Here is a 23,286-nt window from a genome sequence, read left to right as displayed (position 1 = left end):
TCTGCGGCCGTCTTCCCCCGCTCCAGAGGATCCCCACATGGCACGTCCCCCCGCATCCGGTATCCAGCACGCGCTCCGCGCCGGCGACTATGAGGCCGTCGTCGCGAGTGTGGGCGCCTCGCTGCGCTCGCTGACCTACCGCGGACGCGACCTCGTGCTGCCGTTCGACGCCGACGAGGTGCGCCCGGGCTACCAGGGCGTCACGCTGGCGCCGTGGCCGAACCGCGTGGTCGGCGGGCGCTACTCGTTCGGCGGCGAGGACTTCGAGCTGCCGCTGACGGAGCCTGCCCGTTCGCACGCATTGCACGGGCTCGCGGTGTGGCTCGACTTCGAGGCGATCGACAAGGGCCCCGACCACGTGACCCTCGCCGCGGTGATCCAGCCGCAGACGGCCTACCCGTGGCGCATCGTCGTCACGACGACGTTCACCCTCGGCGCCGACGGGCTCACGCAGTCCGTGACCGCGCACAACGAGGGGGAGCGCCCCGCGCCCTGGGGCACCGGTCCGCACCCGTACCTGGTCGCGGGTGAGGGGCGTGTCGACGAGTGGACGCTCGAGCTCCCGGCGACTCAGGTGCTCGCCGTCAGCGGCGAGCGTCTGCTCCCGGCCGGCCTCGGCGCCGTGGACGCGTCCGAGCCGGAGCGCTTCGATTTCCGCGTCGCACGGCCGATCGGCGCGGCCGAGATCGACCACGCGTTCACCGGCCTGGTCCGGGACGCCGACGGCCTCGCCACAGTGCGGGTGACCGACGCCGCCGGTACCGGCGTCGAGATGTCGTGGGATGCCGCGTGCCCGTGGGTGCAGGTCTACACGGCCGACAGCTCCGACCCGGCCCAGAGCCGTCTCTCGCTCGCGGTCGAGCCGATGACGTGCGCGCCGGACGCCTTCAACGCGTCGGCCTACGAGTACGACACAGGGCTCATCGTCGTCGAGCCGGAGGCATCCGTCACCGCCTCGTGGCGCATCGCGGCGATCGGCTGAGATCGGGCGCGCGGGCTCCGCGGCGGTGCCGAGGCCTGGCCCTATGCTGAGCGCATGACCACAGCCCTCGCCCTCCTCAGCGCCTCGGTGACGACCACCGCCGACCAGTCGCTCCAGTACGTGACGTGGAGCATCCTCGCGTTCCTCTGGTACGTCCTCGTCGCCATCGCGCTCTGGTCGCTGTTCGCGAAGGCCGGGTATCCCGGCATCCTCGCGATCATCCCGATCGTCAACCTGTTCATCCTGGTGAAGATCGCCGGCTACTCGGCCTGGCTGGGTCTGCTGTACCTCATCCCGATCGTGAACATCGTGTTCTCGATCATCGTGGCGGTCCGGGTCGGTCGCGGCTTCGGCAAGGGCGGCGCGTGGTCGTTCTTCCTGCTGTGGCTCATCCCGTTCATCGGCTACTTCATCATCGGATTCGGCAAGGCCACCTACACCAAGCCCGCGTGATCCGACGTCCTCCGCCCCTGGTCCGTGCGCACGGGTCAGGGGCGGAGCCGTGTCAGCGCACCGGCGTCGTGGTGTCGATCGCGTCGCGCAGCGGCCGCCGCATCGGCACCCAGTAGCGGGTCGGGGTGATCCGCGAGAGCACGTCGACCAGCCGCGCCTCGCGGCCGACCATCGTGCGCGGCCGGCGGCGGATCGTCGCCTCGACGATGCGGGCCGCGGCGTCGGCGGGCTCGGTGTGGTACATCGCGGCCTGCGCCGCCGCCGCGCGATCGGCGATCGCGGGGTCGATCGCGGCGGCGTACCGGCCCCGCAGGATGATGCCCGTCTTCACGCCCGCGGGGTAGACCGCGCCCACCGACACCGTCGAGCGCTCCAGTTCATGGCGCAGCGCCTCCGTGAACCCGCGCACCGCGAACTTGCTCATGGCGTAGGGGATGCGTCCCGCCGGCGCCGCGAGGCCGTAGATCGACACCAGGTGCGTGATGTGTGCCGCGGGTTCACGGCGCAGCGCCGGCAGCAGCGCCTTGGTGATGTTGACCGTGCCCCACAGGTTGACGTCCATCAGCCAGCGCATCTCGGCCATCGTCAGCTGGTCGATGTCGCCGAGCATCGACGAGCCGGCGCAGGTCACGAGCGACTGCACGTGGGGATGGGATGCCTCGACCTCGGCCGCGAGGGCCGCCACCGCGTCGTCGTCGGTGAGGTCGACGACGTGCGTGGTGTGCCCCGTGCCGGGAAGGCTCGCGGCCACGACGGCGAGCCCGTCGGCGTTGCGGTCGACCAGCGCGATGCGCGCGCCGCGGGCGGCGAGCTGACGCGCGACATCCGCGCCCATCCCGGCCGCCGCGCCGGTGATGACGGTCGTGCGTCCGCGCACGTCGAGGGGTCGGGTCTTGGCCATGTGCTGCCTCCAGATCACGGCCGTCGACGTCGACGGCCGGCGACTTCGATTCTCGCCGACTCTCGGGGTGCTCGCGGACGCTAGCCTCTTCGGAGGGAGGTGCGATGGGCAAGACCGCAGAGGCGATCGCCGAAGGGGTGTCCATCGCGTCCGCCGCCGCTCGGCTGGCGATCCGCAACCGCATCCTCGTGGAGACGATCGCGCACGACGAGCACTTCGACGTGGCCGCGTTCGCGCCGTTCGCGCGAGAGACGCTCATCGCGCTCGCCGACGAGCAGGACGAGGCCGCTGCCCTCGTCAAGCGCCAGCGCAAGAAGGCCTGGGGCAAGTTCACCGACCCCGACGGCACGCACGACTACCGCGATCGCGACACCCGCAACCTGCGCCGGCGCGGCCGCCAGTACTCCGGTGTCGCGCAGGCGCTGCGGCGCATGGCCGACGACCCGCACGTCGTGCGCACGCTGGTCGAGCAGTCGAGGGATGCCGCCTGGGGCGACGTCGAGGCGAACCTCCAGCGCCGGCTGCGGGTCGAGGCGATGCGCCCCGACCTGGATCCCGACTACGACCGGATGCGGGCCGCCCGCATGCAGTCGATCCGCCTGGTCGACCTGCCGCGGCTGGCCGCGCACAAGCGCCATCTCGAGACGGGCGAGCAGGATGCCGCCGCCCCTGCGGAGCCGGCGGCGCCGTCGCCGCGCGTCTCGGGCGTGGACGTCAGCGAGCTCGAAGGCTGACGCCGGGCTACGCTCGCGGTGTGGACGGCGACGCGGCTCGTTCGATGTGGTTCCCGCCTGATCACCCGCTGGTGGTGCGGATGCGGGGACTGTGCGCGTCGTACCCGGAGGCGGTCGAGGCGATCTCGCACGGGCGGTGCACGTTCCGCGCCGGCAAGCGCCAGTTCGCGATCGTCGGCGTCGACTCGCAGCCGGCGGTGCTCTTCATCCCCGACGACCTCGAGCGCCCCGTGCTGGTCGAGCGCGACGACGTCTTCGTCCCGCCCTACGAGGGCGCCTACGGATGGCTTGCGATCCGTGTCGAGTCGGACGCCGGCGACTGGGAGCTCCTCGCCGAGCTCATCGACACGTCGTACCGCCAGGTCGCGCTGCAGCGCCAGCTGCGTGCCCTCGACGCCGATGAGGCGTGACGATTCGGAGGCGGACACGCCCGGGATTCCGGCATCCCGGCGTCGATTCGCGCCGATCGGGACCGTGGGGTATTCTTGACGAGTTGTGCGCGAGAGCGAGCAACATGCGCCCGTAGCTCAATGGATAGAGCATCTGACTACGGATCAGAAGGTTAGGGGTTCGAGTCCCTTCGGGCGCGCACTGTGTTGAGACAGTACTGATCGAAAGCCCGCGGATCTCCGCGGGCTTTCGTGTTTCTGGCGCGGGTCACATCCTTCTGATTCCCGCGGAGGCGCCGTCCGGCGGCGGTCGTCGAGGCATGGACCCAGGCGACCGACGATGGTTACCGTTCGACAGAGGCAGCGGCCGGCCCTGGGGCGTAGCATTCGTCCGCGCCGCTGGCAACCCCCCTCGGTTTCCTGCTCGGTCACGGGTGGCGCGCGTACGATTGCGCGACCGCACCACGAAGGGAGACGAGAATGACCGACACCCAGGGAAACTCCGAAGCCACACAGGCGGCGCGAGATGCCGCCGAGCGAGTGCGCATGTCGGCCGCCGACGGTGCAGAATCGTTCGGCGCCACGGCGGAGCAGATCGCTGACGAGGTCTCGGCTGGCGCGCAAGCCACGAAGAGCGATGTCGCAGGAACCGTGAGCGACATCGCAGACACGGTGAGCGAGAAGGCCGGGGACGTCGTCGATGGAGCCAAGAGCGCTGCGTCCGAGGCGAGGGCCGCGGCCGGAAACCTCGCCGATGCCGCCGTCGATGCCGCCAAGGCCGCAACCGCGAGTATCAAGGATGCGGCCGACAACGTCGACGTCGACAGCCTGGTCGCCCAGACCAAGACGGTCGCGGGGGAGTGGGCGGACAAGCTGAAGCAGGCCTATCGTGAACGTCCCGGCCTGGTGATCGCCGCAGCCGCGGGCGCTGTGGTGGTGCTGGGCGCGATCGTGCGTTCGATCGGTCGTCGCTGACTGTCTCCAGGTCGCACCGGCTTGGCGGCTATTTCGGGCTCGACGCTCGCCTGTATCAGCGGGCGTTGTCGCCGAGGGGCCGGGACCACGCGACTTCGCGGTCGAGCTGGCCCGTCTCAACGAAGAGAAGCACCTGGTGCGTTTCCGGCAGAGCCGCCGCGAGTTGCTCACGGTCGGCGCGCGTGAAGCCGAGGTTCTGCCAGAACGGCCCGGACCGCCGCGAGAACAGCCACGCGCGCGTAGCGCCGGCTTCGTGCGCTCGCTCCATGGCAAACTTCGCAAGACGCGATCCGGCCCCAGCGGATCGGCGCTGCTGCGCCACCGCAACGCTTCGGATCAGGGCGTGCTTCCGATTCGCGCTGAGCTCGAATCCCGCGCTGCCGATGATCTCCCCACATTCATCGCGCCCGATCCAGAGTTGAACAGTGGGGGCTTCGAGGCCGGCGAGTGTCAGATCGGCTTCGCGAAGGAACGCGCGAATCGCCTCGAGATCGACATCCGATACTCGCTCGATCTTCACGAGCCAATTGTCGCCGCCCCGGTCGACCTGGGCCGCTTCGCGTCGCCGATGTGCGGTCCATCAGTGAGCCGGCCCAGGGCGGAGCCGCCGTGCCGGTCAGCTCGAGCCTCACCAGGGGGTGCCGCGCAGGTCGATCTCGCCGGCCGGCCACTCGCGTCCCCGGATGGGGAAGACCAGCAGCGGACCGTCGGACGACACCACCGTCGACCGGGGATCCTGCATCGATGTGTGGCGCTCGACGGCTCGCACTCGCTGCCACCCTGCGCTCTCGTAGAACGGAATGACTGTCTCTCGGCAACCGAGGTAGCCGAACTGTATTCGCTCGTCCTCACACATCGCTTCCTGCGCGCGACGCATGAGGCGCCGACCAAGCCCGCTCCCGCGCGCAACCTCGTCCACCAGGACGCCGCCTGTGCCGGCGACCGTGACTTCCGCTTCCCCGACGGTGATCGTCCGTATCTGAAACCCGACGTGGCCCACCAGTGCAGAGCTCACGACGGCGAGGGTGTGCACGCTGGCAGGCGAGTATCCATAGGGCCGATACGGATCCCACGCTCCGTACGCTGCGAAGTACTCCCGGTCGAACAACCCACGCAGAGCGGAGAGTTGTGAGGCGGTCAGTGCGCCATGCGACACAACGCGAAACTCCTCGGGCATCCGGCAAGCCTAAACGGGCGGTCCCTGCCGAGACCCAGCCCACTCACGCCGGTCGTCAACGCGCTCGGAGCGCCCTTGACGCACTCATCTCCCACGGGCCACCGGGCGTTGGCCGCGCTACGCGCCCGGCTTCTTCTGCGCCACCACAGCCGCACCGATCAACCCACCCGCAGATGCCAGCAGCACGAGGGCTCCGGCGATCATTGCGATCTCAACGGCCATCGGCAACTCCAACGCCACCGATAGGACGCAGAGAACAACGGCGAGACTCGCGACACACGCCGCAAGGGCGCCGACCGACTTCGTCTCCATGTTCGAACTCTACCGAGCGAACGCGCCACCCCTCGCACGTCAGACGCCGGAGCCAGGCGGGCGGCACCGAAGTCCCCATCGCCGCCCGGCAATGGGTCTGTTAGTGCGCGGCGATCGTGTGGCCTGGATGCTCGCCGCGAGGCGCCGATTGTGCAGCGGAACGACGGCAAGGCCCGGCATCAGTGCTAACGCGATGCCGGCAACTGACCAGTAGCGATCGCGAAGGCCAAGAAGCTGGCTCATGGAGGCGCTGCTCCTTCGCGCCGGGGACCGCAGCCAGCGCCTCGGGATGCGGTCAGGCGGCGGGCGCGGCACCCTGAGTCAGCACGATGAGCGGACTGTGCGCGATCATCTCGTCGACATCGTCTCTGCGCCATCGGCGTGCGGCGGCCTCGATGAGTGGGCGAGCTTCGTCGGGATCCGTGACTACCCGCGCCGTGGCAGGAACGTCGGCCTCGATGCCCTTCTTCAAATGCACGATGACATTCGGGTCTGCCGTGATGTTGTGTATCCAGTCTCTTGTGCGGTCTCGACGCGGCATCCCGGTGATGAACAGCACGCCGTCCGCATCGTGCAGGAAGATCTCGATGCGGCGAGGTAGCCCGCTACGGCGACCGGTCGTCGTCAAGTCGATCAGCTGACTTCGGTGCAGGGCCGCGCTGACCTCATTGTTCACACCTGTTGAAGCAATCTCGCTGCTGTGCACATTCCACACGATCGGTGAGACATTCCGAGCGCAAACGCCGGGGGCCGACGTTCCTGGTAGCAAAGCCGAGTATTTCGCCAGCGGGTCGTTGAGCGCTCGATCGCCGCGCTCAAGCCGGCCCGGCGGCCCCTCAACGCGCGGGACGATGCTTCCGCGCCGCGTAACGGGGACGTCCTGGGATGGACCGTCGCCCGCGTTCGCCGGCTGTCGCCGCGACCGTTGAACGTACGATCAGCAGATGGATGACGAAGACGTCTCGGAGCTGGTTGACAGCGCAGCTCCTGCGCCGGTGAAGATCGCTCGCCTGTGGTGGGTGGTGTCGGCGGCCGGCGCGTTGCTGCTTGTCGTTCTGCTCGGTGCGGTGATCTTCTATCGCCAGGCGGACAAGCCGTTCGGTTTCGAGGTGGAGTGGATGGGAGAACTGGTCGAGGCTCGCGCGCCGGTGTTCACGGTCCCCGCGCTGGCCTTGAATTGGATCGGCGGGGGCATCAGCGGGGTCGCGATCGTTCCGCTCGTCATCATCGCCGGGCTGCTCATCTGGCGACGGCCGTGGGCGGCGCTCTATTTCGTCTGTGCCTCGATCGCGAGCGCGCTGGTGGTCCTCGTCATGAAGAACCTCGTGGGTCGTCCGCGTCCGACGGATATCCTCGTCGCGGCTGACGTCGGCTCGTTCCCGTCCGGCCATAGCGCGAATGCAGCGCTCATCGCCACAACGCTGGGAATCATCTTCTGGCGGACCTGGGTATGGATCGTCGGAGCCGCCTACACACTTCTCATGATGCTGAGCCGCACCTACGTCGGAGCGCATTGGATATCCGACACCGTCGGGGGGATGCTGGTCGGAGTCGGTCTTGCGGTGATCATCTGGGCCCCGTTTGCGTTTGTGCTCTATCGCGAGCGACGCAAACCACATCCGCCGATTTGGGTGAAGGTCGCAACCCCCGCGGCGGCGATCGCTCAGCCTGGAGAGAGCTCACACTGACCTGCTCCGACACACCGAGGGGCGTAAGAGCCCGGGGACCCTTCACGTCGGGAACGACACAACCCGCCTCCGAGCGTGCCGTTCCGGAGCGCGGATGCAGGCATCCCGCTCGACCTTCTAGAGTCGCGACATGCGGATCGTCGTCTCAGGGACCCACGCGAGTGGCAAGAGCACGCTCGTCTCGGACTTCGCGTTGCACCACCCGGAGTTCACGGTGCTGCCTGATCCGTTCGAGCTGGTGGACGAGGCGTGGGACAGCCCGAACGCCGCCCTGTTCGCCGCGCAGCTCCGCATCTCCGCCGACCGGCTCGATCCGGACGAGTCCGCCGAGCACCTCATCGCCGAGCGTGGCCCCATCGACTTCCTCGCCTATCTGCTGGCGCTGGACGAGCTGAGCGGCACCTCCGGCGCACGCGAGCTCTTGGAGCGTTCGACGGCGATCACCCGCCACGCGTTGGAGAGCGTCGACCTTCTCGTCGTCCTGCCGCTCACCGCCGGGGATGAGATCGTGGTCGACGCCGACGAGCACCTGGCGCTTCGGGACGCGATGAACGACGCCCTCCTCGATCTCATCGACGACCCGGATGTGGTCGGCGAAGGCGTGGAGGTCGTCGAGATCACCGGCGATCGCGACCAGCGGCTGGCTGCCCTCGAGGCTCTGGCCATCGCGCCGACCGGCTGACGGCCCAGTGCTCGGGGCAGCCGGACAGAGGCGGCACCCGTCAGCAGCGGCATCCCTTACGGGCAGACGCGAACGCTCCGCCCCTCGAAACTGACGACGTCGCCGAGCTGCAGCTGCCGGCCACGGCGGCGATCGACCTCGCCGTTGACGAGCACGTAGCCGTCGATGATCGCCTCCTTCACGTTCCCACCGGAGTCGAGCAGGCCGGCGAACTTCACGAACTGCCCGAGGCGAATCATCTCGCCGCCGATCGATACGTCGTCGGTCGGAGCCGGAGTCATCATCCCCGAATGCTAGTCGACCAGGTGTCGCACGAAGCCCGTTGACTCAGCGGCGCACATGAGGAATAGTTAGGCATATGCCTAACTATTCTGCGGAGCTCGATGCGGTTCTTCGTGCTCTCGCAGACCCCACTCGGCGGAGGGTCGTGGAGCGGCTCGCGGTGTCGCCGGTGATCGTCTCCGACCTGTTGGCGCCGTTCTCGATGACGCTGCCCTCGTTGCTTCAGCATCTGCGCATCCTCGAGGACGCGCGGGTGGTGACATCGAACAAGCAGGGCCGCGTCCGCACCGTGAGCCTGCGACCGGGCGGGCTCGATGTCCTGCACCTCTGGCTGGACCAGCACCGGACCCCCGCCGAACGCCAGGCGGATCGCCTCGGCATCCACCTCGCCCGTGCAACCCGCAAGGAGATCTGACATGACCCGAGTTCGCATCGACCTGTTCTCGTCGCTCGACGGCTATACCCCGGCTCCCGATCCTGGCGCTGAGAATCCCATGGGCGAGGATTGGGGACCCCTCACCGCGTCGTACGCGGCCACGCGCACGTTCCGGCGCAAGATCTTCGGCGACGACAGCGGCGGAGGAACGACCGGCATCGACGAGTCGTACGCCCAGGCGTTCTTCACGGGCGTGGGCGCCGAGATCATGGGGGCCGCGATGTTCGGGCTGCACACGTATCCCGACGACCCCGACTGGAAGGGGTGGTGGGGTGACACGCCGCCGTTCGGCGGGCCCGTCTACGTGCTCACCCATTCCGCACCCCGCCCGTCGATCGACATGGACGGCGGCACGACCTTCCACTTCCGCAGCGGCGCGATCGAGGAGGTCCTCGTCGAGGCGACCGCTGCTGCCGGCGGACTCGACGTCCGGGTCGGGGGAGGGGTTCGCACGGCTCAGGAGTTCCTGCGCGCCGGCCTCGTCGACGACCTGCACGTCGGGATCGCCCCGATCGTGCTCGCCCGCGGCATCCGCGTGTGGGACGACCTTCGCGGCCTCGAGCACACGCACACGGTGACGAGCGAAGTCGCCGAGAGCGGCACCATCCACGTCACCTTCACCCGATAGGACCCACCCGATGACGACCGAGCGCCGACTCGCCCACGCCGGCTTCACCCTCACGCGCGACTATCCCGTACCCGTCGAGAGGGTCTGGCAGGCGTTCGCCGACGAGCAGCAGAAGCGCAACTGGTTCGGCGACGGAGACACGTTCGACTCCGTCGAGTGGGCGTTCGATTTCCGCGTCGGCGGGCGCGACGTGGACGAAGCGAAGTTCCACGGCGGACCGCTGTCGCGATACGAGGCCGTCTACACCGACATCGTCGAGCATCACCGCATCGTCACGACGTATGACATGTGGCTCGACGGCGCCCACATGTCGACGTCGGTGGCATCCTTCGAGTTCGAGGAGACCCCAGACGGAACCCGACTCACCCACGCCGAGCACGGTGTCTTCTTCGACCAGTACTGGACGGACGGCCCCAACAGGGAGGAAGGGTCCCGAGGCATCCTCGCAACCCTCGGTCGCCACCTCGAAGAGGGAACGGTGCTCGAGGCCCTCCGGCGCTCTTCGCGATGACAGGCCCGCGGTCGTTTGATTTCGTCGGGTCTCTTGCGAGTATGCGGGTATGAGTGACAAATCCGATTCCGAGCAGATCGACGACATCATCGCCCAACTGAGTGGGTGGAAGCAGGACGTCGTCGTCACGCTTCGCGCCGCGATCAGGGCCGCCGACCCGAACGCGGTCGAGGTGGTCAAGTACAAGAAGCCCTCCAAGCCGGAGGGCGTCCCGTTCTGGACGCACGACGGCGACGTCTGCTTCGTCGACGTGCTCAAGAGCGCCGTGCGACTGACCTTCTCCAAGGGCGCGCGCATGAAGAGCAGCGACCTCTTCAACACGCGCCTGGACAGCAAGGTCGTCCGAGCCATCGACTTCGTCGAGGGCAGCTCCGTCGATGACGCAGGAGTGAAGGCGCTCGTGGCGGAGGCCGTGGGGCTCAACGTGGGCGGCAAGTGACCGGGTCGCCGCGGCGCTTCGCGTGAGGAGCATCGTGCCGCGGATAGGCTCGGAGCACCATGACGGGGGCAGCGGGCAGCGGAAAGAGGGTCACCCTTCGCGACGTGGCGGCCCATGCCCGGGTATCGGTCGCAACGGCGTCGTACGTGATCTCCGGTGCTGAGAAGGCGGCGGCCCGCTACACGGATGAGACCGCGGATCGTGTGCGCCGCTCTGCTGCCGAGCTCCACTACATGCCCAACCGGATGGCCCGATCCGTGCGGACCGGCCGCACCGGCATCATCCAACTCGTCCTTCACATGCTCAGCGACCCGTGGTCGCAGAGCATTGCGGAATCGTTCAACGAGGCGACGTCGGGACTCGGCTGGACGACGTTGATCGCGATGGACTCCGACTTCGCTGCCGCACTCTCGCGGAGCGAGTTCGATGCCGCTTTCGTGGCTGCCACGGGGATCGCGGATGCCGCGCAATGGCGCGATGCGCTCGGACCAGTGGCTCGCAAGGTGGCCGTCTACTCGCACGACCTCGAACCCGACGGCTTCGATGTCATCCGTTTCGACCAGCGTCGTGCCTCCCAGGTCGCGATGGACCATCTGCTCGAGCATCGTCGACGAGTGGGATGCCTGATCGTCGAAGGCGCGGCGGATCGCCCGGAGGACGGCGTACGGCGGGACGTGTACGTCGACGCGATGCGCGGGGCGGGGCTGGACGTCCCCGACGGCTACATCGTGGAGCATCACAAGGACCTCGTCGACCCGTACCGCGCAGCGCGGCTGCTGCTCGACCGTGACGACCGCCCCGATGCCGTGTTCGCGGGGGCCGACTTCTCCGCATTCGCGGCGGTTCACACCGCGCGCGAGCTCGGGCTGCGGGTGCCGGAGGACGTGGCCGTCGTCGGCATCGGCGACTCCCGCCAGGCGGCTCTCGCCGGCATCAGCTCCGTGGGCGCGGTGGATATGGGCGCGCGCATCGTCGACTTCGTACTGCAGCGCGCGCGGGATGCCGCGACCCCGACGAACCGCATCCTCGAGCTCGAACCGGTGCTGTTCGCCCGCGCGTCGACGTCAGCCTGATCCGCGCCTTGCGGTCGTGTCCTCTCCTGGTCCCGGGTGGGCCCCAGCTCGCGCCGGCGAAGGCCCTGCGTGCGGGCGCGGCATCCTCAGCCGGATGACCGCGACCATCCCCGCGAGGGTGAGGCCCACGCCTGCAGCCTGGAGCAGATCCGGCGGGGCGGCAAGGCCCGACATGGCCGACACCACCCCGACGAGCGGGGGGACTGCCAGCGCGAGCAGGGACGCGAAAGCAGGGCCGGCGGTCACGATGACGCGGTGCTGCACGAGGTAGGCCGGGACGTAGATGACGATGCCCAGCACCGCCAGGACGGCGATGCTCCCGAGCGCGATCGCGGTACCCGACACCGTCTCCACGATCGCCCACATCGCAAGCGGGATGCTCCCGACGGCGAAGATCGGGACGAGGCGCGGGGTCATCGGGCCGTCGTATCCGCGGTTGAGATGCGCGAAGTACAGCCCGTAGGCGGCCATGGACGCCATGGCCCCGATCGCTGCGAGGGCACCCAGACCGACTCGGGGCGTGCCGACCCCTTCCAGTCGTGGGGCGATGTAGAGCGCCGCGCCGGCGACCGCGACGCAGGTGGCGACGAGGATCCCGCGACGGATCGGCTTCGCTGCGATCGCGGCTTCCGCGATGAGGACCACTGCTGGTGAGAGTGCCATCACGAGGCTGGGGAGCGTGGGTCCCGCGAGGTCGATGGCCACGGTCGACAGCACCGTGTAGCCCGCCACGCCGGTGCCTGCGAGCACGAGAAGCTGCGTCGGCGTATACGCGACCGGCCGAGCGTCGTCGGCACGCGCGCGAGGGCGCGAGCGATCGGTTCGGGTCACCGTCGCAAGGAGCAGCAGGCCGAGGCTCGCGAACACGGTCCGTCCTGCCGACACGGCTCCCGTCCCGGTATCCGTCAGGGCGAGACCGACGATCACCCATGTGGAGGCGAGAAGGATGACGAGCGCGACGGATTGCGACGCGAGGCGTACGCCCGGCGACCGCCAGCGACTTCCCAGCAACGGTGCTCCTCGATTAATCGATTAACACCGTAGGGCATGCGAGTGCGTTCGCCTACCCCTGGCCATCGGAAAGCGCTGATCGTGCGGTGATCCCGGGCGGTGTTGGCGGGCACAGGCCTTCATTCCGAGTGAGCGATCACGCGGTTCCGGTTGACGCAGCGCTCCCGAACGGCTTAAACGATTAGGCAGGAGATCGAATTTCGCGATGCATCGGTCCGTTTCGCGATTTCGCCTGCGTCTCGACGAAGAGAGGAACACGCAATGAAACGTCCACATCCCGTCCGGCGGGTCGCGGTGGCGGCCGCGGCGGCGGCCGCCGTGGTGGCCGCCGTGGTGGCCACTGCTCTCGTTTCGCCGGCGCTGCCGGCATCCGCGCTGCAGACAACCGGCACCGCTCCCTATCTGAACCAGTGGCTGGTCTCGGGCCCGTTCACGACGCCCGTCGTCGAGGGCGCGGGATCAGCCCTCTCGCCTGCGCTCGGAGGCAGCGTGTCTGCGCCTGGGGGCGCCGAGTCGTCGAGCTGGCAGTACTTCGACGACCGGATCTTCAACCGGAACTACGACGACTACAACGACCTGATGGGGTACTTCGACGTCAAGCAGGGGCAGCCCACCACCGACAAATGGGTGCTCGCGGCGGGGTACGTCTACAGTCCCACCGCCCGCGACGTGCAGTGGCAGGTCGGCGGTTCCGGGGTGTACCGGGCATACGCCAACGATGCGCTGGTGGGAACCCAGGCGTCGGCCGCCGGGCGGGTGAGCAAGTCGGGCACCCGCTACGCCGTGGCCCTCAAGGCCGGCTGGAACAAGCTCATCATCGAGATCCAGCACAAGAATCCCAGCGCGAACAAGAACTTCCTCGGGTTCTACTCGCGCATCTCGGACGCCGGTGGCAACGCGGTGCCCGACCTCACCTACGCCGCATCCGTCGGTGGCGGCGACAAGCCGACGATCGTGACGACGGGCCTCGACGTCGACGAGACCGCCTTCGACGAGCGCAACGCGAACGTCCCGGCCAACGACTACCCCGACAACGTCCTGCCGTACGCCTACGACGAGAACCCCTACGTCGCGATGACCGCCACCCTGGACGGCAAGCGGAACACCTCCGGCATCGCACCGCAGGCGTCGCCGTTCACCTTCCAGGCCTCGGGCGGCGCGCCGGGCTACTCCTGGAGCGTCATCAAGGGCGAGCTGCCTCCCGGCCTGAAGCTCACGGCATCCGGATCCATCGAAGGCACGGTCGCCGATGGCGCACACGGTGCGGATGCGAAGGACTACGCCTTCACCGTCAAGGCCACCGATGCTGCGGGCGCCACCGCCACGAAGAAGTTCACCATCACGGTGAAGCGCAATCCCGTCGACTGGTTCATCGACGGCAAGATGTCGGCGCTCTCGCACACCACGGGAACCATGCCCAATCTGTACGACCCCAACTACAACTACGACGAATGGGCTCGCACGGCCAAGGAGATGGGCATGACGATGCTCTCCACCGAGACCATCCAGAACACCGTCTACTTCTGGCCGTCGCCGAACGCGAACCTCACGCCGAACAACGGCAACAAGCTCTTCATGTACAACGCGCTTCAGCAGGGCGCCGACGGCACCTGGGCGGTGCGCGATCGCGTGCAGCAGGCGAAGGATGCCGCCGAACGCTACGGGCTGAGGTTCGGCGTCTACGTGTCGTCGCAATACGAGGGACGCGACATCCTCGAGACCGACATCCAGGGTCTCGTCGCCCGGTACAACCCGTGGTACCTCTTCGCCGATGGCGGACCCGAGTCGTACTCCAACACGGATGTGGCCTGGAGCTCCGCGCGCAACTTCAACGACCGCGTCCTGATCGACGCGAACCCCAACGCGCAGACCGGCGACCAGGACATCACCCTGTACGAGCGGCCGTTCTGGAACAGCGAGCCCTACAACGACGGGGGCTGGGTGAACGGCGTACGCACGCAGGGCCGCAAGGTCGCGCACGAAGAGTGGAACGATCCGTACACCACGGCGCTGGACGTCTGGACGCAGTACGCGAAGGGCAATGAGCGCGACGCGTGGCCGGAGGCGACGAAGGAGCTCATCAACCAGTACGGCCACGGCTACGTGATGAACTACGACTCCTCCATCACCGTCACCCGCGGCATGGACAACCTGAAGAGCAACCTCGACAACGACAACATCTTCTCGATGGTGCCGATCTCGTCGCAGCAGCTGTCGGACATGCGCCAGGGGATCGTGGGCTGGATGGACAACCCCGCGGGGCCGGACCTCCGGGAGTCGCTCTACGGCACCCGCCCGTACACGCTCGACTACGTCCGCAAGCCGGGCTGGTTCGAGGACCCGAAGAAGGCGACCGCGTTCGGACAGGGCCCCGAGTGGGGCTACGCGATGAAGCGCGACCAGTTCGTGTACCTCCACATGGTCCAGAACCAGATCTCGGGAACCGCCAAGACCGGCTTCACGGGTCAGGACCGGATGGATGCCGTCGGCCCGTTCACGCACCCGATCGCCAAGGTCGAGTGGCTCAACAGCGACGTCGCGCTGCCGTTCACCACGCGGAAGGACGGAGACAAGTACTACGTCGACATCGATACGTCTGCAGTCACCGCCGACCCGATCGACACGGTGATCAAGGTCACGACGAAGGACAAGACGCGTGAGTACAAGCTCACCGGCGTGAAGGTGTTCAGCAGCCAGAAGGATGGTCGCTCGCTCAAGCTCCGCGCAGAGAGCTACCTCAACGGGTTCACCAACGTCCTCGCTCCGGCCAAGCTCACCTTCTCGAGCGACAACCCTGCGGTCGCGTCGGTCGCCGGCTCGAGCGGCAAGATCCGGGCGCAGCAGGACGGCACGGCGACGATCACCGTCACCGCGACGTACAAGGACGGCGTGAACGAGCCCCAGGTCGCGCGCGACACCTACCCGGTGGTCGTCCGCGACGGCGTGATCTCGCCCGACCTGCCCCTGGTCGGCGTCGAGATGTCGACGGGAGGCGCGCAGTTCTGGAAGGAGCTGCAGGCGCGACAGCAGGTCCCGGTGACGTTCGAGGGCTACACCGAGAAGGGCGGCTCGATCGACGTCGTGAACCCCGCCGAGGTGGCTTACCACTACGCCACCGTGGACGGCCGTCGCGACAACCCGACGGGGAAGGTCGACGTCCGCGAGGTGCCGGCCGATCAGGTGCCGTTCGTCGTCGCCGACGGCGAGCTCCAGGTCACCGGCGCGGTCGATCGCTCGACCATGTACGCCTACTGGGCCGACATCACGGTCAACGGGAAGACGTACACGTCCACCCGCAACTTCGTCAGCATCCTCCCCGACAGCAACGTCGCGGCGGGGATCGTGCCGGAGGTCACGACCGATCCTGAGCACGCCGCCGGCCTGTCGGACGGTGTGATCAACGAGGCGACCGGCGGGAGCAGCGGGAAGTGGGTGGCCGGGTCCGGACAGGACGACAGCATCACCTACGACCTGAAGGCGCCGCAGGAGCTCACCCGTGTGAACCTCTTCTTCAACCACCGCATGCCGAACGCCGACAACGTCACGTACGTCAACGCGCCGCAGCAGGTGAAGATCGAGTACAGCATGGACGGCGAGGCGTGGACGACCGGGACGCAGACCACGGACGTCTCGGGCGGCGGGCTGCCGACATCCAGGAACACCAAGGCCGTTCCTCAGAACGACGTGACGCTCTACGGCTGGGAGCAGGACGGGCTGTACTACAACTACCCGGTCGACCCGGCTCACCCGAGCGTGCAGGCGCGCTACGTGCGCGTGTCGTTCCCGCAGGGCGGTCAGAAGGGCAGTCCGATCGACCTGCTCGAGGTGCAGGTGCATTCGCTGCGCGATCTCACGCAGCTGGCGGGCCTCACGCTGGATCCCGGCATCGCCGACAGCGGTCGCAAGGCGAAGATCGGTGTCGCCGGAACGTCCTTCCTGGACGAGCCTGTCGAGCTGAAGCGGAACATGATCACGTTCAGCAGCTCCGATCCGTCCATCGCGACGGTGGATGCGAGTGGGCGCGTCACCCCGGTGTCGGAGGGTCGGGTCAAGATCGCCGTGTCGGCCGAGCGGAACGGGTACCGTGCGAGCGCGGAACTGTATCTGGCTGTCGATGCAGGTGGACGCCTGTCCGTTCCGACCTGGCTCACCTCGGTCGAACTGAAGCTCGACAAGGCCGAGATCCGCGCCGGGGCGCCGGTGGTGGCCTCTCTCGAGGGGACGCTCAACACCGGTGAGAAGGCCAACCTGTCGGAGGCGACCGTCGACTACGTCCTCAGTGACGCCCGTTTGCAGCACGTCGAGGGGAGCGGGGTGATCCTGCTCAAGGAGCCGGTCACGCAGCCCTTCGAGGCGACGGTGCACGCCGTGGTCACCCTCGACGGCGTGACGGTGTCTTCGGGCACGAGCGCCCTGAGCGCCCGCGGAGACAACGCGTCGACGGACGCGACGGCGACGACATCCTCCGTGCGCGATCGCAACGGCGCCCCCAACGGCGACAACCAGGATGCGCGATACGTCGGCGCGAAGGCCGCCGACAACGACAGGTCGACATCGTGGGCGGCGAAGAAGGCGGATGCTACCCCCTCGATCACGCTGCGATTCGACAAGCCGATCACGACCGACCGGATCAACCTGGTCGACCGGGCATCCCTCGTCGATCACGCCGGCGAAGGCCTCCTGGAGTGGGAGGGCGGAAGCCGCATGATCACCGACATCAAGTGGGAGGGGCAGCCCGACAACGTCGTGACCTTCGATACGCCGATCACCTCGTCGTGGTTCCGGTTCACGATCGATCCGAACAAGACCTACGACAACGTCGCCGTCGGCGGCGAGAGCGGTCTGGCCGAGTTCCAGGTGTACGAAGCCGCGCCCCAGCGCACGGTGGCCGACACCGTGGACGTGGTCACGGAGACGACGGTGGGTGTCGCGCCTGCGCTTCCGGGTGAGGTCGACGCGGTCTACACGGACGGGACGATCGGTGCGCTTCCGGTCACCTGGGCGCCCGTGGACGCGGGAGACCTGGCCGAGCCGGGCTGGTTCCGCGTCACGGGGACGATCGAGGGCACGTCGGTGAAGGCCGAGGCGGTGATCACCGTGCGCCCGTGACGCACGAACCCGGCCCGGCCGGTCGGCCGAGCATCGTCGGCAACGGAGAAGCGCCCCGCTCGCGGGGCGCTTCTTCCGTGCGCGGCGGGGTGGTCTCAGGCGACGTACGGGTCGATCAGCAGCGCTCCGCGGATGTCTCGCAGCGTGTCGACGAGCCGCTCGAAACCCTTGCGGTTCCAGGCCGCCAGCCGCAGGTCGTAGGGCCCGAGCGGCTCGAGCTTTCCGGTGCGGATCCGGATGACCTCCCATTTCGCGGCCCGCAGTGCGCGGTCCTTGCGGCGGTCGGCGTCCTCGCGCTTGCCGACGTGCTCCAGACCGTGCCGGCCGGTGGTGTCGTACTCGATGGCGACCCTCAGTTCCGGCAGAAGGATGTCGGGCCACACCTCGACATGGTCGAAGAACGGTCGTGCGACTCGCACGGCGTTGAACCCGGGCGTCACCGAGAGGCGCGCGAACACGTCGGCCCGCAGCTGCGCCTCGACCGCCGACGCGGGCTTCGGCGCGCACTCCGAGCGGAACGGCTCGCCGACGGGCAGGTCGGGGGTCTTCGGGCACAGCCGCAGCTTTCGCGGCGGCGTGCGCGGACGAAGCACCGTGCGCCCGAGAGGGTTGGCGATCGCGGCCGGAACGGGGGATCCCGGGAGGGTCACCACGTCCCGCATCGGCAGCGCCCTCGCGGGGCGGGCGAGATCCGTGCACTCCGGGCACCAGGCGGAGCGGCGGCGCTCACGACCGGGCCGGTGGCGCTGCTCGTCGGGTGTCGCGGCGAACTTGTGACCCGCCTCGCACTGCCACAGCAGCAGCACGTCGGCCGCAGGCGGGATCTGGCTCAGGACGATGCCGGCATTGAGCTCCGGATGGTACTGGCGCACGAGAGCGGGGAACGACGCCCACGCCTCGCGATAGCTCCCCACCGGGTAGGGCACCTCTGTGCCCTTGGAGAACTGGCGGCGGGCCCACCACAGTTCGACACGCTCCGGCATGCCAGCAGAGTAAGCGCGGCCGGCGACATCGCCGGGGTGCGAGGCCGCCGGCATCCGCTCCCGGCGTCACTCGTGCTCGGGGAGCACGGGGGTCGACCAGCCCGGGTCGCGACCGAGCTGCGCGGCCCGGGAGACGGATGCCGCGCCGAAGCGGTCTCGCACCGCGTCGAGCACGGTGTCGAGGCGCTCGCCGTCGTCCCAGTCGATGGGCAGTTCCGGCGGGAGGGTGTCGGCGCGCGCGAGCTGCGACAGGGAGATGCCGATCAGCGTGATGCCGCGTTCGGCGATATCGGGCTGCGCGGCGGCGAGCAGCCCGCGCGCGACCATGAGCAGCACCGCGGTGCGGTCGGTGGGGGCGCGGAGAGTGCGGGAGCGGGTGGCCTTGGCGTAGTCGCCGTAGCGGAGCCGCAGTACGACCGTGCGGCAGCCGCGGTCGCGATCGCGCAGCCGCCGGGCGAGGCGGTCGACGATCTGCGTGAGGATGACCTCCAGCTCCTCGGCCGACCGCGGACGGTTGCCGAGTGCGCGCTGCGAGCCGATCGATCCGCGGCGCCGGGTCGTGTCGACCGGGCGCGGGTCGCGCAGCCGGGCCAGCGCGTGCAGGTGCACGCCCGCCGCCCTGCCGAGCAGCCGTTCAGCGGTCGCGGCTTCGAGCTCGGCCAGCTGCCCGACGGTGGAGATGCCGAGCCGGTGCAGCTTCTCGGCGGTCACCGCACCCACGCCCCACAGTCGTTCGACCGGCAGCGGCAGCAGGAACTCCTGCTCCCGGTCGGGCTCCACCACGAGCAGGCCGTCGGGTTTGCTCACGGCGCTGGCGACCTTGGCGAGGAACTTCGTCCGCGCGACCCCGACCGAGATGGGCAGCCCGACCTCGGCGCGGACGCGCTCGCGCAGGCGCACCGCGATCTGCTCCGGCGTGCCCGCGATGCGCCGCAGCCCGCCGACCTCGAGGAACGCCTCGTCGATCGAGAGCCCCTCGACGAGCGGTGTCGTGTCGCGGAAGATCGCGAACACGTCCTTGCTGGCGGCGGAGTACGCCTCCATCCGCGGCGGGACGACGACGGCATCCGGACACAGGTCGCGCGCCTGCCGGCCGCCCATCGCGGTGCGCACCCCGCGCGCCTTCGCCTCGTAGCTGGCCGCGAGCACCACGCCGCCGCCGACGATGACCGGCCGGCCGCGCAGCGTGGGCTCGTCGCGCTGCTCCACCGACGCGTAGAAGGCGTCCAGGTCGGCGTGCAGCACGGTCGCCTCGCCCCGCATTCCGCCCTCCCCGCCGAATGTCCGTCACGCGGATCATCGCACCCACCGACGACATGGCCCGCGGGCGGTGGGCTCTAGTCGGCGGGGAAGAGCACCCCGATGGGGGTGTCGCCGGCCCCGTTGACCACGAGGTTGCCGCCATGGATGAAAGCGGATGTCGCACCGTCGAGCCACGTGTCGACGCCGTCGCACGCCGCGCTGCCCTCGACGGTCAGCGACAACATGATGAACTCGTCGTCGCCGGGCTTCCAGGTGCCGCGGAGGGGGTTGCAGCCGTCGAAGCCTTCGACGGAGTGGTCGGACGCGACGGTGAGCGTCGACGCGGGCTGCGACACGGCTTGGGCGGTCCACGAGCCGGTGGGGTCCGGTGGCGGGGGCGACGGCGGCTGGTTGCCGTCGCTGATCCGTGCGTTGCGGTCGTACATGGGCTGGAACCCGGCATGGAGCGCAGCGGTCGCTCCCGCGAGGACCGCGATCACCAGTGCGATCCCGGATGCCGCCACCCACGCCGTCCGCCGCCCGCGCAGGAGCACCACCGCTCCGACGACGATCGGAGCGACGACGGCGAGGAGCAGGAGCCACGGGTAGACGCGGTACGTCGTGAAGATCAGCTCGTCGCGACATATGCCCTCGCACCCGTCCAGGCTCATGCCCATGAAGGTCACGGACAGGTACCCGCCGAACGCGACAAGCGGGGCGACCACCCACAGCACGAGCTCAGGCCATCCGACGGACGGCGTCCGGCAGGTCACCGCCTGCTCCTGCTGTTCGCGATCGGCCATCCTGCCTCCGAGCGCCAGTGTACGAGGGTACCCCGTAGAGGCTTGCGCCGCCTGTGGACGGGCGCCGCCGGGGATCGTGCCGCCGCCCGGATCGCGTTGCATGTTGGTACAGTGCGCTCACGCCGGCAGAGAATCGTGCGCGGCGTTCCCCTGCCGACTGATGAGAAGGACGTGATGCCGTGCAGCGTGTCGCCTCGGTCATCCGACTGCGCCCCGAGCACGAGGCCGAACACCTGCGGCTCCATGCGGAGGTGTGGCCCTCCGTGCTCGACCAGATCACGCGCAGCGGCATCACCAACTACTCGATCTTCCTCCGCGACGGCTACCTGTTCTCGTACTACGAGTACGTCGGCACCGACCTCGCCGCGGACATGGCGGCGATGGCGGCCGATCCCGTGACGCAGCGGTGGTGGGAGCTGTGCGATCCGTGTCAGGAACGTGTGTCCACCGCAGCGCCGGGCGAGCACTGGGCGCCCATGCGAGAGGTGTTCCACCACGCGTGACGCACCGTCATGACGGCGTGGAAGGATGAAGCCATGGCCGCCTCCGTGCTCGACGCGCTCCACCGCAGGATCTCGGACGAAGGGATCCTCGACGACGCCGCCCTCGGAGACGGCATCGTGTACGGCCGGGCCCGCTTTCACGGTGCCGGCGCCGACGTCACGGTGAACGTCGATCCGGAGCTCGACGACGTGTCCGACCCCGACTCCGATGCACTCATCGACGGTGTCGAGCGGATCCTGGCGATGACCGAGTCGCGGTGGACCGCGCTCATCGAGACCGTGGCCACGGAGATCGAGGACAGCATCGCCGACGACCAGGTCGTGGAGCAGACGGATCTCCGCGTCGACCTCGAGGCTGCGTCGGTCGTGGTGTTCGCGGACGCGACCCTGCTCTCGCTGGCGGCGCCCCGCCAGTTCCCCGACTCGCGCATCCTGGTGCAGCTCGGCGAGGACTTCGAGATCGAGAACGTCGAGGTCGCCGACGGCGACGGTGCCGAGACGATCGGGTTCGCTTCGCTCGACGACCTCCTGGATCACATCAGCGGCCCCGACGCCGACTGACCCTGCGGCTCAGCCCGCGGACGTGAGCACGCGGCTGATGCGGTTGGGTGCACCGGGCGCGGCGTCGCCGAGGTCCACCACGATCGGCCGGTGCCGCTGCAGCTCCTCCCGGTCGTACGCGCCGTAGGACATGACGATGACGACATCCCCGGTGTGGACCAGGCGGGCGGCGGCGCCGTTGATCTGCACGACGCCGGAGCCTCGTTCGCCCGCGATCGTGTACGTCTCGAACCGCGCGCCGTTGTTCACGTCGACAACGTGCACCTGCTCGTTCTCCAGGATGTCGGCCAGCGCCAGCAGGTCGGCGTCGATGGTGATGGAACCGACGTAGTTCAGGTCGCTGCCCGTCACCGTCGCACGGTGCAGCTTGGACTTCAGCATCGTGCGCAGCACGGAGACCTCGCCTCGGTATTCATGGACTGCATCCAAGAATAGGGTGGCGTCGGATCGCCGCGCGCCATATGACGCGGCCGACGGGCCTATGAGCTGCTGCGCCGCCTGCGGGCGATCCCGATCCCGATCAGCACCAGGCCGGCGATGAGCACGATCGGTCCGACCGTCGCCCACAACGGCGAACCGCTCATCGCGGACCCGCCCAGCACGTTGAGGCCCTGCAGGGTCCAGATCAGCCCGACGGCGCCGAGGATCACACCGGGCACCACGAACGGCCACATCCGTTTCACGCCACCACGATAGGCCCGCGGCGTCGCGGGGACCAGGGGTGCGGGATCGGTGGCCCGGAGTCAGTCGTGCGGGACCGCGTCCACCACGGCGCCGGCGATGGTCGCGCCGTTGGGTGCCTGGTACGAGAAGGTCGCGCCGGGGAGCAGTCCGGCGATGGCGCGGCCGAGCGGCGAGTCGGGCGAGTACACCGCGACGTCTCCGGCGGCGCCGAGCAGCGCGCGCGAGCCGAGCAGGAACGTGTCCTCCGAGCCGTCGGCATCGAACCGCACGGTCACCCGCATGCCCGGCTCCACGATCCCGTCGTCGGGGCGCGCACCGACCTGGGCGCGGCGCACGATCGCGCGCAGCTCCAGGACGCGGGCCTGCGTCTGGTCGTCCTCGGCGCCGACGCGCACGAGCTCGTCGAGCTCGCCCTGCACCTGACGCAGAGCGTCGTGCGTGAGCCAGATGGGCTCTTCCACAACAGACACGGCAAACCTCCCGGGCCGGAACAGATGAAGTTCCCGAGCCTACCCGTTCCCCGGGTGCGGTGCGAGGCCGGCCGGATCGCGGATGCCGTCACTTGCGGTGCTCGACGACCCCCGCGGTGATGGGCACGGCGACGGCGGCGCCGATGCACAGCACGCCCGCGATGAACACGAGTCCGGGCAGCACCGGCGAGGCGAACGAGATCCCCACCAGCACCATTCCGCCGATCAGCAGGATCAGATACAGCACGAACAGCATCG

General features: G+C 68.9%; 29 protein-coding genes and 1 tRNA gene. 16 read left to right on the top strand and 14 right to left on the bottom strand.

The window, feature by feature from the left end; translation table 11 throughout:
* Positions 1-37 precede the first annotated feature (37 nt).
* Positions 38-982, top strand: a complete 945-nt coding sequence (locus tag AC1DDU_RS04475; protein ID WP_477431521.1) for an aldose 1-epimerase family protein — start codon at positions 38-40, stop codon at positions 980-982.
* A 54-nt stretch (positions 983-1,036) separates the two neighbouring features.
* The gene (locus AC1DDU_RS04470; protein WP_477431519.1) at positions 1,037-1,435 is read left to right on the top strand and encodes a DUF5684 domain-containing protein; all 399 of its coding nucleotides are present in this window, start codon (positions 1,037-1,039) and stop codon (positions 1,433-1,435) included.
* A gap of 52 nt (positions 1,436-1,487) precedes the next feature.
* On the opposite strand, the gene AC1DDU_RS04465 is transcribed toward AC1DDU_RS04470, so the two are convergent.
* Entirely contained in the window at positions 1,488-2,336 is an 849-nt protein-coding gene (locus AC1DDU_RS04465) for an SDR family NAD(P)-dependent oxidoreductase (RefSeq protein WP_477431517.1), read from the bottom strand.
* Between the two features lie 104 nt (positions 2,337-2,440).
* Here AC1DDU_RS04465 and AC1DDU_RS04460 point away from each other — a divergent pair, with 104 nt between their 5' ends.
* The 4 genes from AC1DDU_RS04460 to AC1DDU_RS04445 all read left to right on the top strand — a co-directional run bounded on the left by AC1DDU_RS04460 (position 2,441) and on the right by AC1DDU_RS04445 (position 4,434).
* Positions 2,441-3,070, top strand: coding sequence for an asparagine synthase (locus tag AC1DDU_RS04460; RefSeq protein WP_477431515.1), 630 nt, complete (start codon positions 2,441-2,443; stop codon positions 3,068-3,070).
* Between the two features lie 20 nt (positions 3,071-3,090).
* On the top strand, positions 3,091-3,480 hold the full coding sequence (locus tag AC1DDU_RS04455; RefSeq protein WP_477431513.1) for an MmcQ/YjbR family DNA-binding protein: 390 nt from the start codon (positions 3,091-3,093) through the stop codon (positions 3,478-3,480).
* Positions 3,481-3,586: 106 nt separating this feature from the next.
* Positions 3,587-3,659, top strand: a tRNA-Arg gene (locus tag AC1DDU_RS04450).
* A 346-nt stretch (positions 3,660-4,005) separates the two neighbouring features.
* Entirely contained in the window at positions 4,006-4,434 is a 429-nt protein-coding gene (locus tag AC1DDU_RS04445; RefSeq protein WP_477431511.1) for a hypothetical protein, read from the top strand.
* 55 nt (positions 4,435-4,489) lie between these two features.
* Here AC1DDU_RS04445 and AC1DDU_RS04440 read toward each other — a convergent pair whose 3' ends face one another.
* From AC1DDU_RS04440 to AC1DDU_RS04425, 4 genes are all read right to left on the bottom strand, one after another.
* The gene (locus AC1DDU_RS04440) at positions 4,490-4,954 is read right to left on the bottom strand and encodes a GNAT family N-acetyltransferase (protein ID WP_477431509.1); all 465 of its coding nucleotides are present in this window, start codon (positions 4,952-4,954) and stop codon (positions 4,490-4,492) included.
* Positions 4,955-5,062: 108 nt separating this feature from the next.
* The gene (locus AC1DDU_RS04435) at positions 5,063-5,611 is read right to left on the bottom strand and encodes a GNAT family N-acetyltransferase (RefSeq protein WP_477431507.1); all 549 of its coding nucleotides are present in this window, start codon (positions 5,609-5,611) and stop codon (positions 5,063-5,065) included.
* 117 nt (positions 5,612-5,728) lie between these two features.
* Positions 5,729-5,923 (bottom strand): hypothetical protein, encoded by a 195-nt coding sequence (locus AC1DDU_RS04430; protein ID WP_477431505.1) that lies wholly within the window; start codon positions 5,921-5,923, stop codon positions 5,729-5,731.
* A gap of 295 nt (positions 5,924-6,218) precedes the next feature.
* Positions 6,219-6,629, bottom strand: coding sequence for a nitroreductase family deazaflavin-dependent oxidoreductase (locus AC1DDU_RS04425; protein ID WP_477431503.1), 411 nt, complete (start codon positions 6,627-6,629; stop codon positions 6,219-6,221).
* A gap of 238 nt (positions 6,630-6,867) precedes the next feature.
* Here AC1DDU_RS04425 and AC1DDU_RS04420 point away from each other — a divergent pair, with 238 nt between their 5' ends.
* Together AC1DDU_RS04420 and AC1DDU_RS04415 are read left to right on the top strand one after the other, a co-directional pair.
* Complete coding sequence (locus tag AC1DDU_RS04420; RefSeq protein WP_477431501.1) at positions 6,868-7,611, top strand: phosphatase PAP2 family protein; 744 nt, start codon at positions 6,868-6,870, stop codon at positions 7,609-7,611.
* Between the two features lie 130 nt (positions 7,612-7,741).
* Positions 7,742-8,293, top strand: a complete 552-nt coding sequence (locus tag AC1DDU_RS04415) for an AAA family ATPase (protein ID WP_477431499.1) — start codon at positions 7,742-7,744, stop codon at positions 8,291-8,293.
* Positions 8,294-8,349: 56 nt separating this feature from the next.
* On the opposite strand, the gene AC1DDU_RS04410 is transcribed toward AC1DDU_RS04415, so the two are convergent.
* Positions 8,350-8,577 (bottom strand): RNA-binding S4 domain-containing protein, encoded by a 228-nt coding sequence (locus tag AC1DDU_RS04410; protein ID WP_477431497.1) that lies wholly within the window; start codon positions 8,575-8,577, stop codon positions 8,350-8,352.
* Between the two features lie 74 nt (positions 8,578-8,651).
* Here AC1DDU_RS04410 and AC1DDU_RS04405 point away from each other — a divergent pair, with 74 nt between their 5' ends.
* The 5 genes from AC1DDU_RS04405 (at position 8,652) to AC1DDU_RS04385 (ending at position 11,662) form a co-directional block, all read left to right on the top strand.
* Complete coding sequence (locus AC1DDU_RS04405; protein ID WP_477431495.1) at positions 8,652-8,990, top strand: ArsR/SmtB family transcription factor; 339 nt, start codon at positions 8,652-8,654, stop codon at positions 8,988-8,990.
* A gap of 1 nt (position 8,991) precedes the next feature.
* Positions 8,992-9,639: a dihydrofolate reductase family protein gene (locus tag AC1DDU_RS04400; protein WP_477431493.1), complete on the top strand. Its 648-nt coding sequence runs from the start codon at positions 8,992-8,994 to the stop codon at positions 9,637-9,639.
* A 10-nt stretch (positions 9,640-9,649) separates the two neighbouring features.
* Complete coding sequence (locus tag AC1DDU_RS04395; protein WP_477431491.1) at positions 9,650-10,150, top strand: SRPBCC domain-containing protein; 501 nt, start codon at positions 9,650-9,652, stop codon at positions 10,148-10,150.
* A gap of 49 nt (positions 10,151-10,199) precedes the next feature.
* Complete coding sequence (locus AC1DDU_RS04390; RefSeq protein ID WP_477431489.1) at positions 10,200-10,589, top strand: DUF1801 domain-containing protein; 390 nt, start codon at positions 10,200-10,202, stop codon at positions 10,587-10,589.
* A gap of 104 nt (positions 10,590-10,693) precedes the next feature.
* Positions 10,694-11,662 carry a LacI family DNA-binding transcriptional regulator gene (locus AC1DDU_RS04385; protein WP_477431487.1) on the top strand — a complete coding sequence of 323 codons (969 nt, stop codon included), beginning with the start codon at positions 10,694-10,696 and terminating at the stop codon, positions 11,660-11,662.
* On the opposite strand, the gene AC1DDU_RS04380 is transcribed toward AC1DDU_RS04385, so the two are convergent.
* Entirely contained in the window at positions 11,654-12,673 is a 1,020-nt protein-coding gene (locus tag AC1DDU_RS04380; RefSeq protein WP_477431485.1) for a DMT family transporter, read from the bottom strand. The genes AC1DDU_RS04385 and AC1DDU_RS04380 overlap by 9 nt on opposite strands.
* 261 nt (positions 12,674-12,934) lie before the next feature.
* On the opposite strand from AC1DDU_RS04380, the gene AC1DDU_RS04375 reads away from it, so the two are divergent.
* A complete protein-coding gene (locus AC1DDU_RS04375) occupies positions 12,935-17,782 on the top strand; it encodes a DUF7402 domain-containing protein (protein WP_477431484.1) in 4,848 nt (1,615 codons plus the stop codon).
* Positions 17,783-17,877: 95 nt separating this feature from the next.
* On the opposite strand, the gene AC1DDU_RS04370 is transcribed toward AC1DDU_RS04375, so the two are convergent.
* The 3 genes from AC1DDU_RS04370 to AC1DDU_RS04360 form a co-directional block, all read right to left on the bottom strand.
* Positions 17,878-18,765, bottom strand: coding sequence for a zinc-ribbon domain-containing protein (locus tag AC1DDU_RS04370; protein ID WP_477431482.1), 888 nt, complete (start codon positions 18,763-18,765; stop codon positions 17,878-17,880).
* A 66-nt stretch (positions 18,766-18,831) separates the two neighbouring features.
* Positions 18,832-20,028 carry a DNA polymerase IV gene (gene dinB / locus AC1DDU_RS04365; protein WP_477431480.1) on the bottom strand — a complete coding sequence of 399 codons (1,197 nt, stop codon included), beginning with the start codon at positions 20,026-20,028 and terminating at the stop codon, positions 18,832-18,834.
* 74 nt (positions 20,029-20,102) lie between these two features.
* Positions 20,103-20,810: an META domain-containing protein gene (locus AC1DDU_RS04360; protein ID WP_477431478.1), complete on the bottom strand. Its 708-nt coding sequence runs from the start codon at positions 20,808-20,810 to the stop codon at positions 20,103-20,105.
* A 179-nt stretch (positions 20,811-20,989) separates the two neighbouring features.
* Here AC1DDU_RS04360 and AC1DDU_RS04355 point away from each other — a divergent pair, with 179 nt between their 5' ends.
* Positions 20,990-21,313 carry an L-rhamnose mutarotase gene (locus AC1DDU_RS04355; RefSeq protein WP_477431476.1) on the top strand — a complete coding sequence of 108 codons (324 nt, stop codon included), beginning with the start codon at positions 20,990-20,992 and terminating at the stop codon, positions 21,311-21,313.
* A gap of 33 nt (positions 21,314-21,346) precedes the next feature.
* Positions 21,347-21,874: a cytochrome C5 gene (locus tag AC1DDU_RS04350; RefSeq protein WP_477431474.1), complete on the top strand. Its 528-nt coding sequence runs from the start codon at positions 21,347-21,349 to the stop codon at positions 21,872-21,874.
* A 9-nt stretch (positions 21,875-21,883) separates the two neighbouring features.
* Here the strand turns inward: AC1DDU_RS04350 and panD are convergent, their stop codons facing one another.
* The 4 genes from panD to AC1DDU_RS04330 all read right to left on the bottom strand — a co-directional run bounded on the left by panD (position 21,884) and on the right by AC1DDU_RS04330 (position 23,284).
* Positions 21,884-22,267: an aspartate 1-decarboxylase gene (gene panD, locus AC1DDU_RS04345; RefSeq protein ID WP_477431472.1), complete on the bottom strand. Its 384-nt coding sequence runs from the start codon at positions 22,265-22,267 to the stop codon at positions 21,884-21,886.
* 86 nt (positions 22,268-22,353) lie between these two features.
* Positions 22,354-22,548, bottom strand: coding sequence for a hypothetical protein (locus tag AC1DDU_RS04340; RefSeq protein ID WP_477433418.1), 195 nt, complete (start codon positions 22,546-22,548; stop codon positions 22,354-22,356).
* Positions 22,549-22,617: 69 nt separating this feature from the next.
* Positions 22,618-23,028 carry a GreA/GreB family elongation factor gene (locus AC1DDU_RS04335; RefSeq protein ID WP_477431470.1) on the bottom strand — a complete coding sequence of 137 codons (411 nt, stop codon included), beginning with the start codon at positions 23,026-23,028 and terminating at the stop codon, positions 22,618-22,620.
* A gap of 88 nt (positions 23,029-23,116) precedes the next feature.
* Complete coding sequence (locus tag AC1DDU_RS04330) at positions 23,117-23,284, bottom strand: hypothetical protein (RefSeq protein WP_477431469.1); 168 nt, start codon at positions 23,282-23,284, stop codon at positions 23,117-23,119.
* Between the last annotated feature and the right edge of the window lie 2 nt (positions 23,285-23,286).

It is taken from the genome of Microbacterium sp. 05T445, from assembly GCF_056395865.1.
The sequence above is the reverse complement of the archived record's forward strand: the minus strand, read 5'-3'. Positions and strand labels throughout refer to the sequence as shown.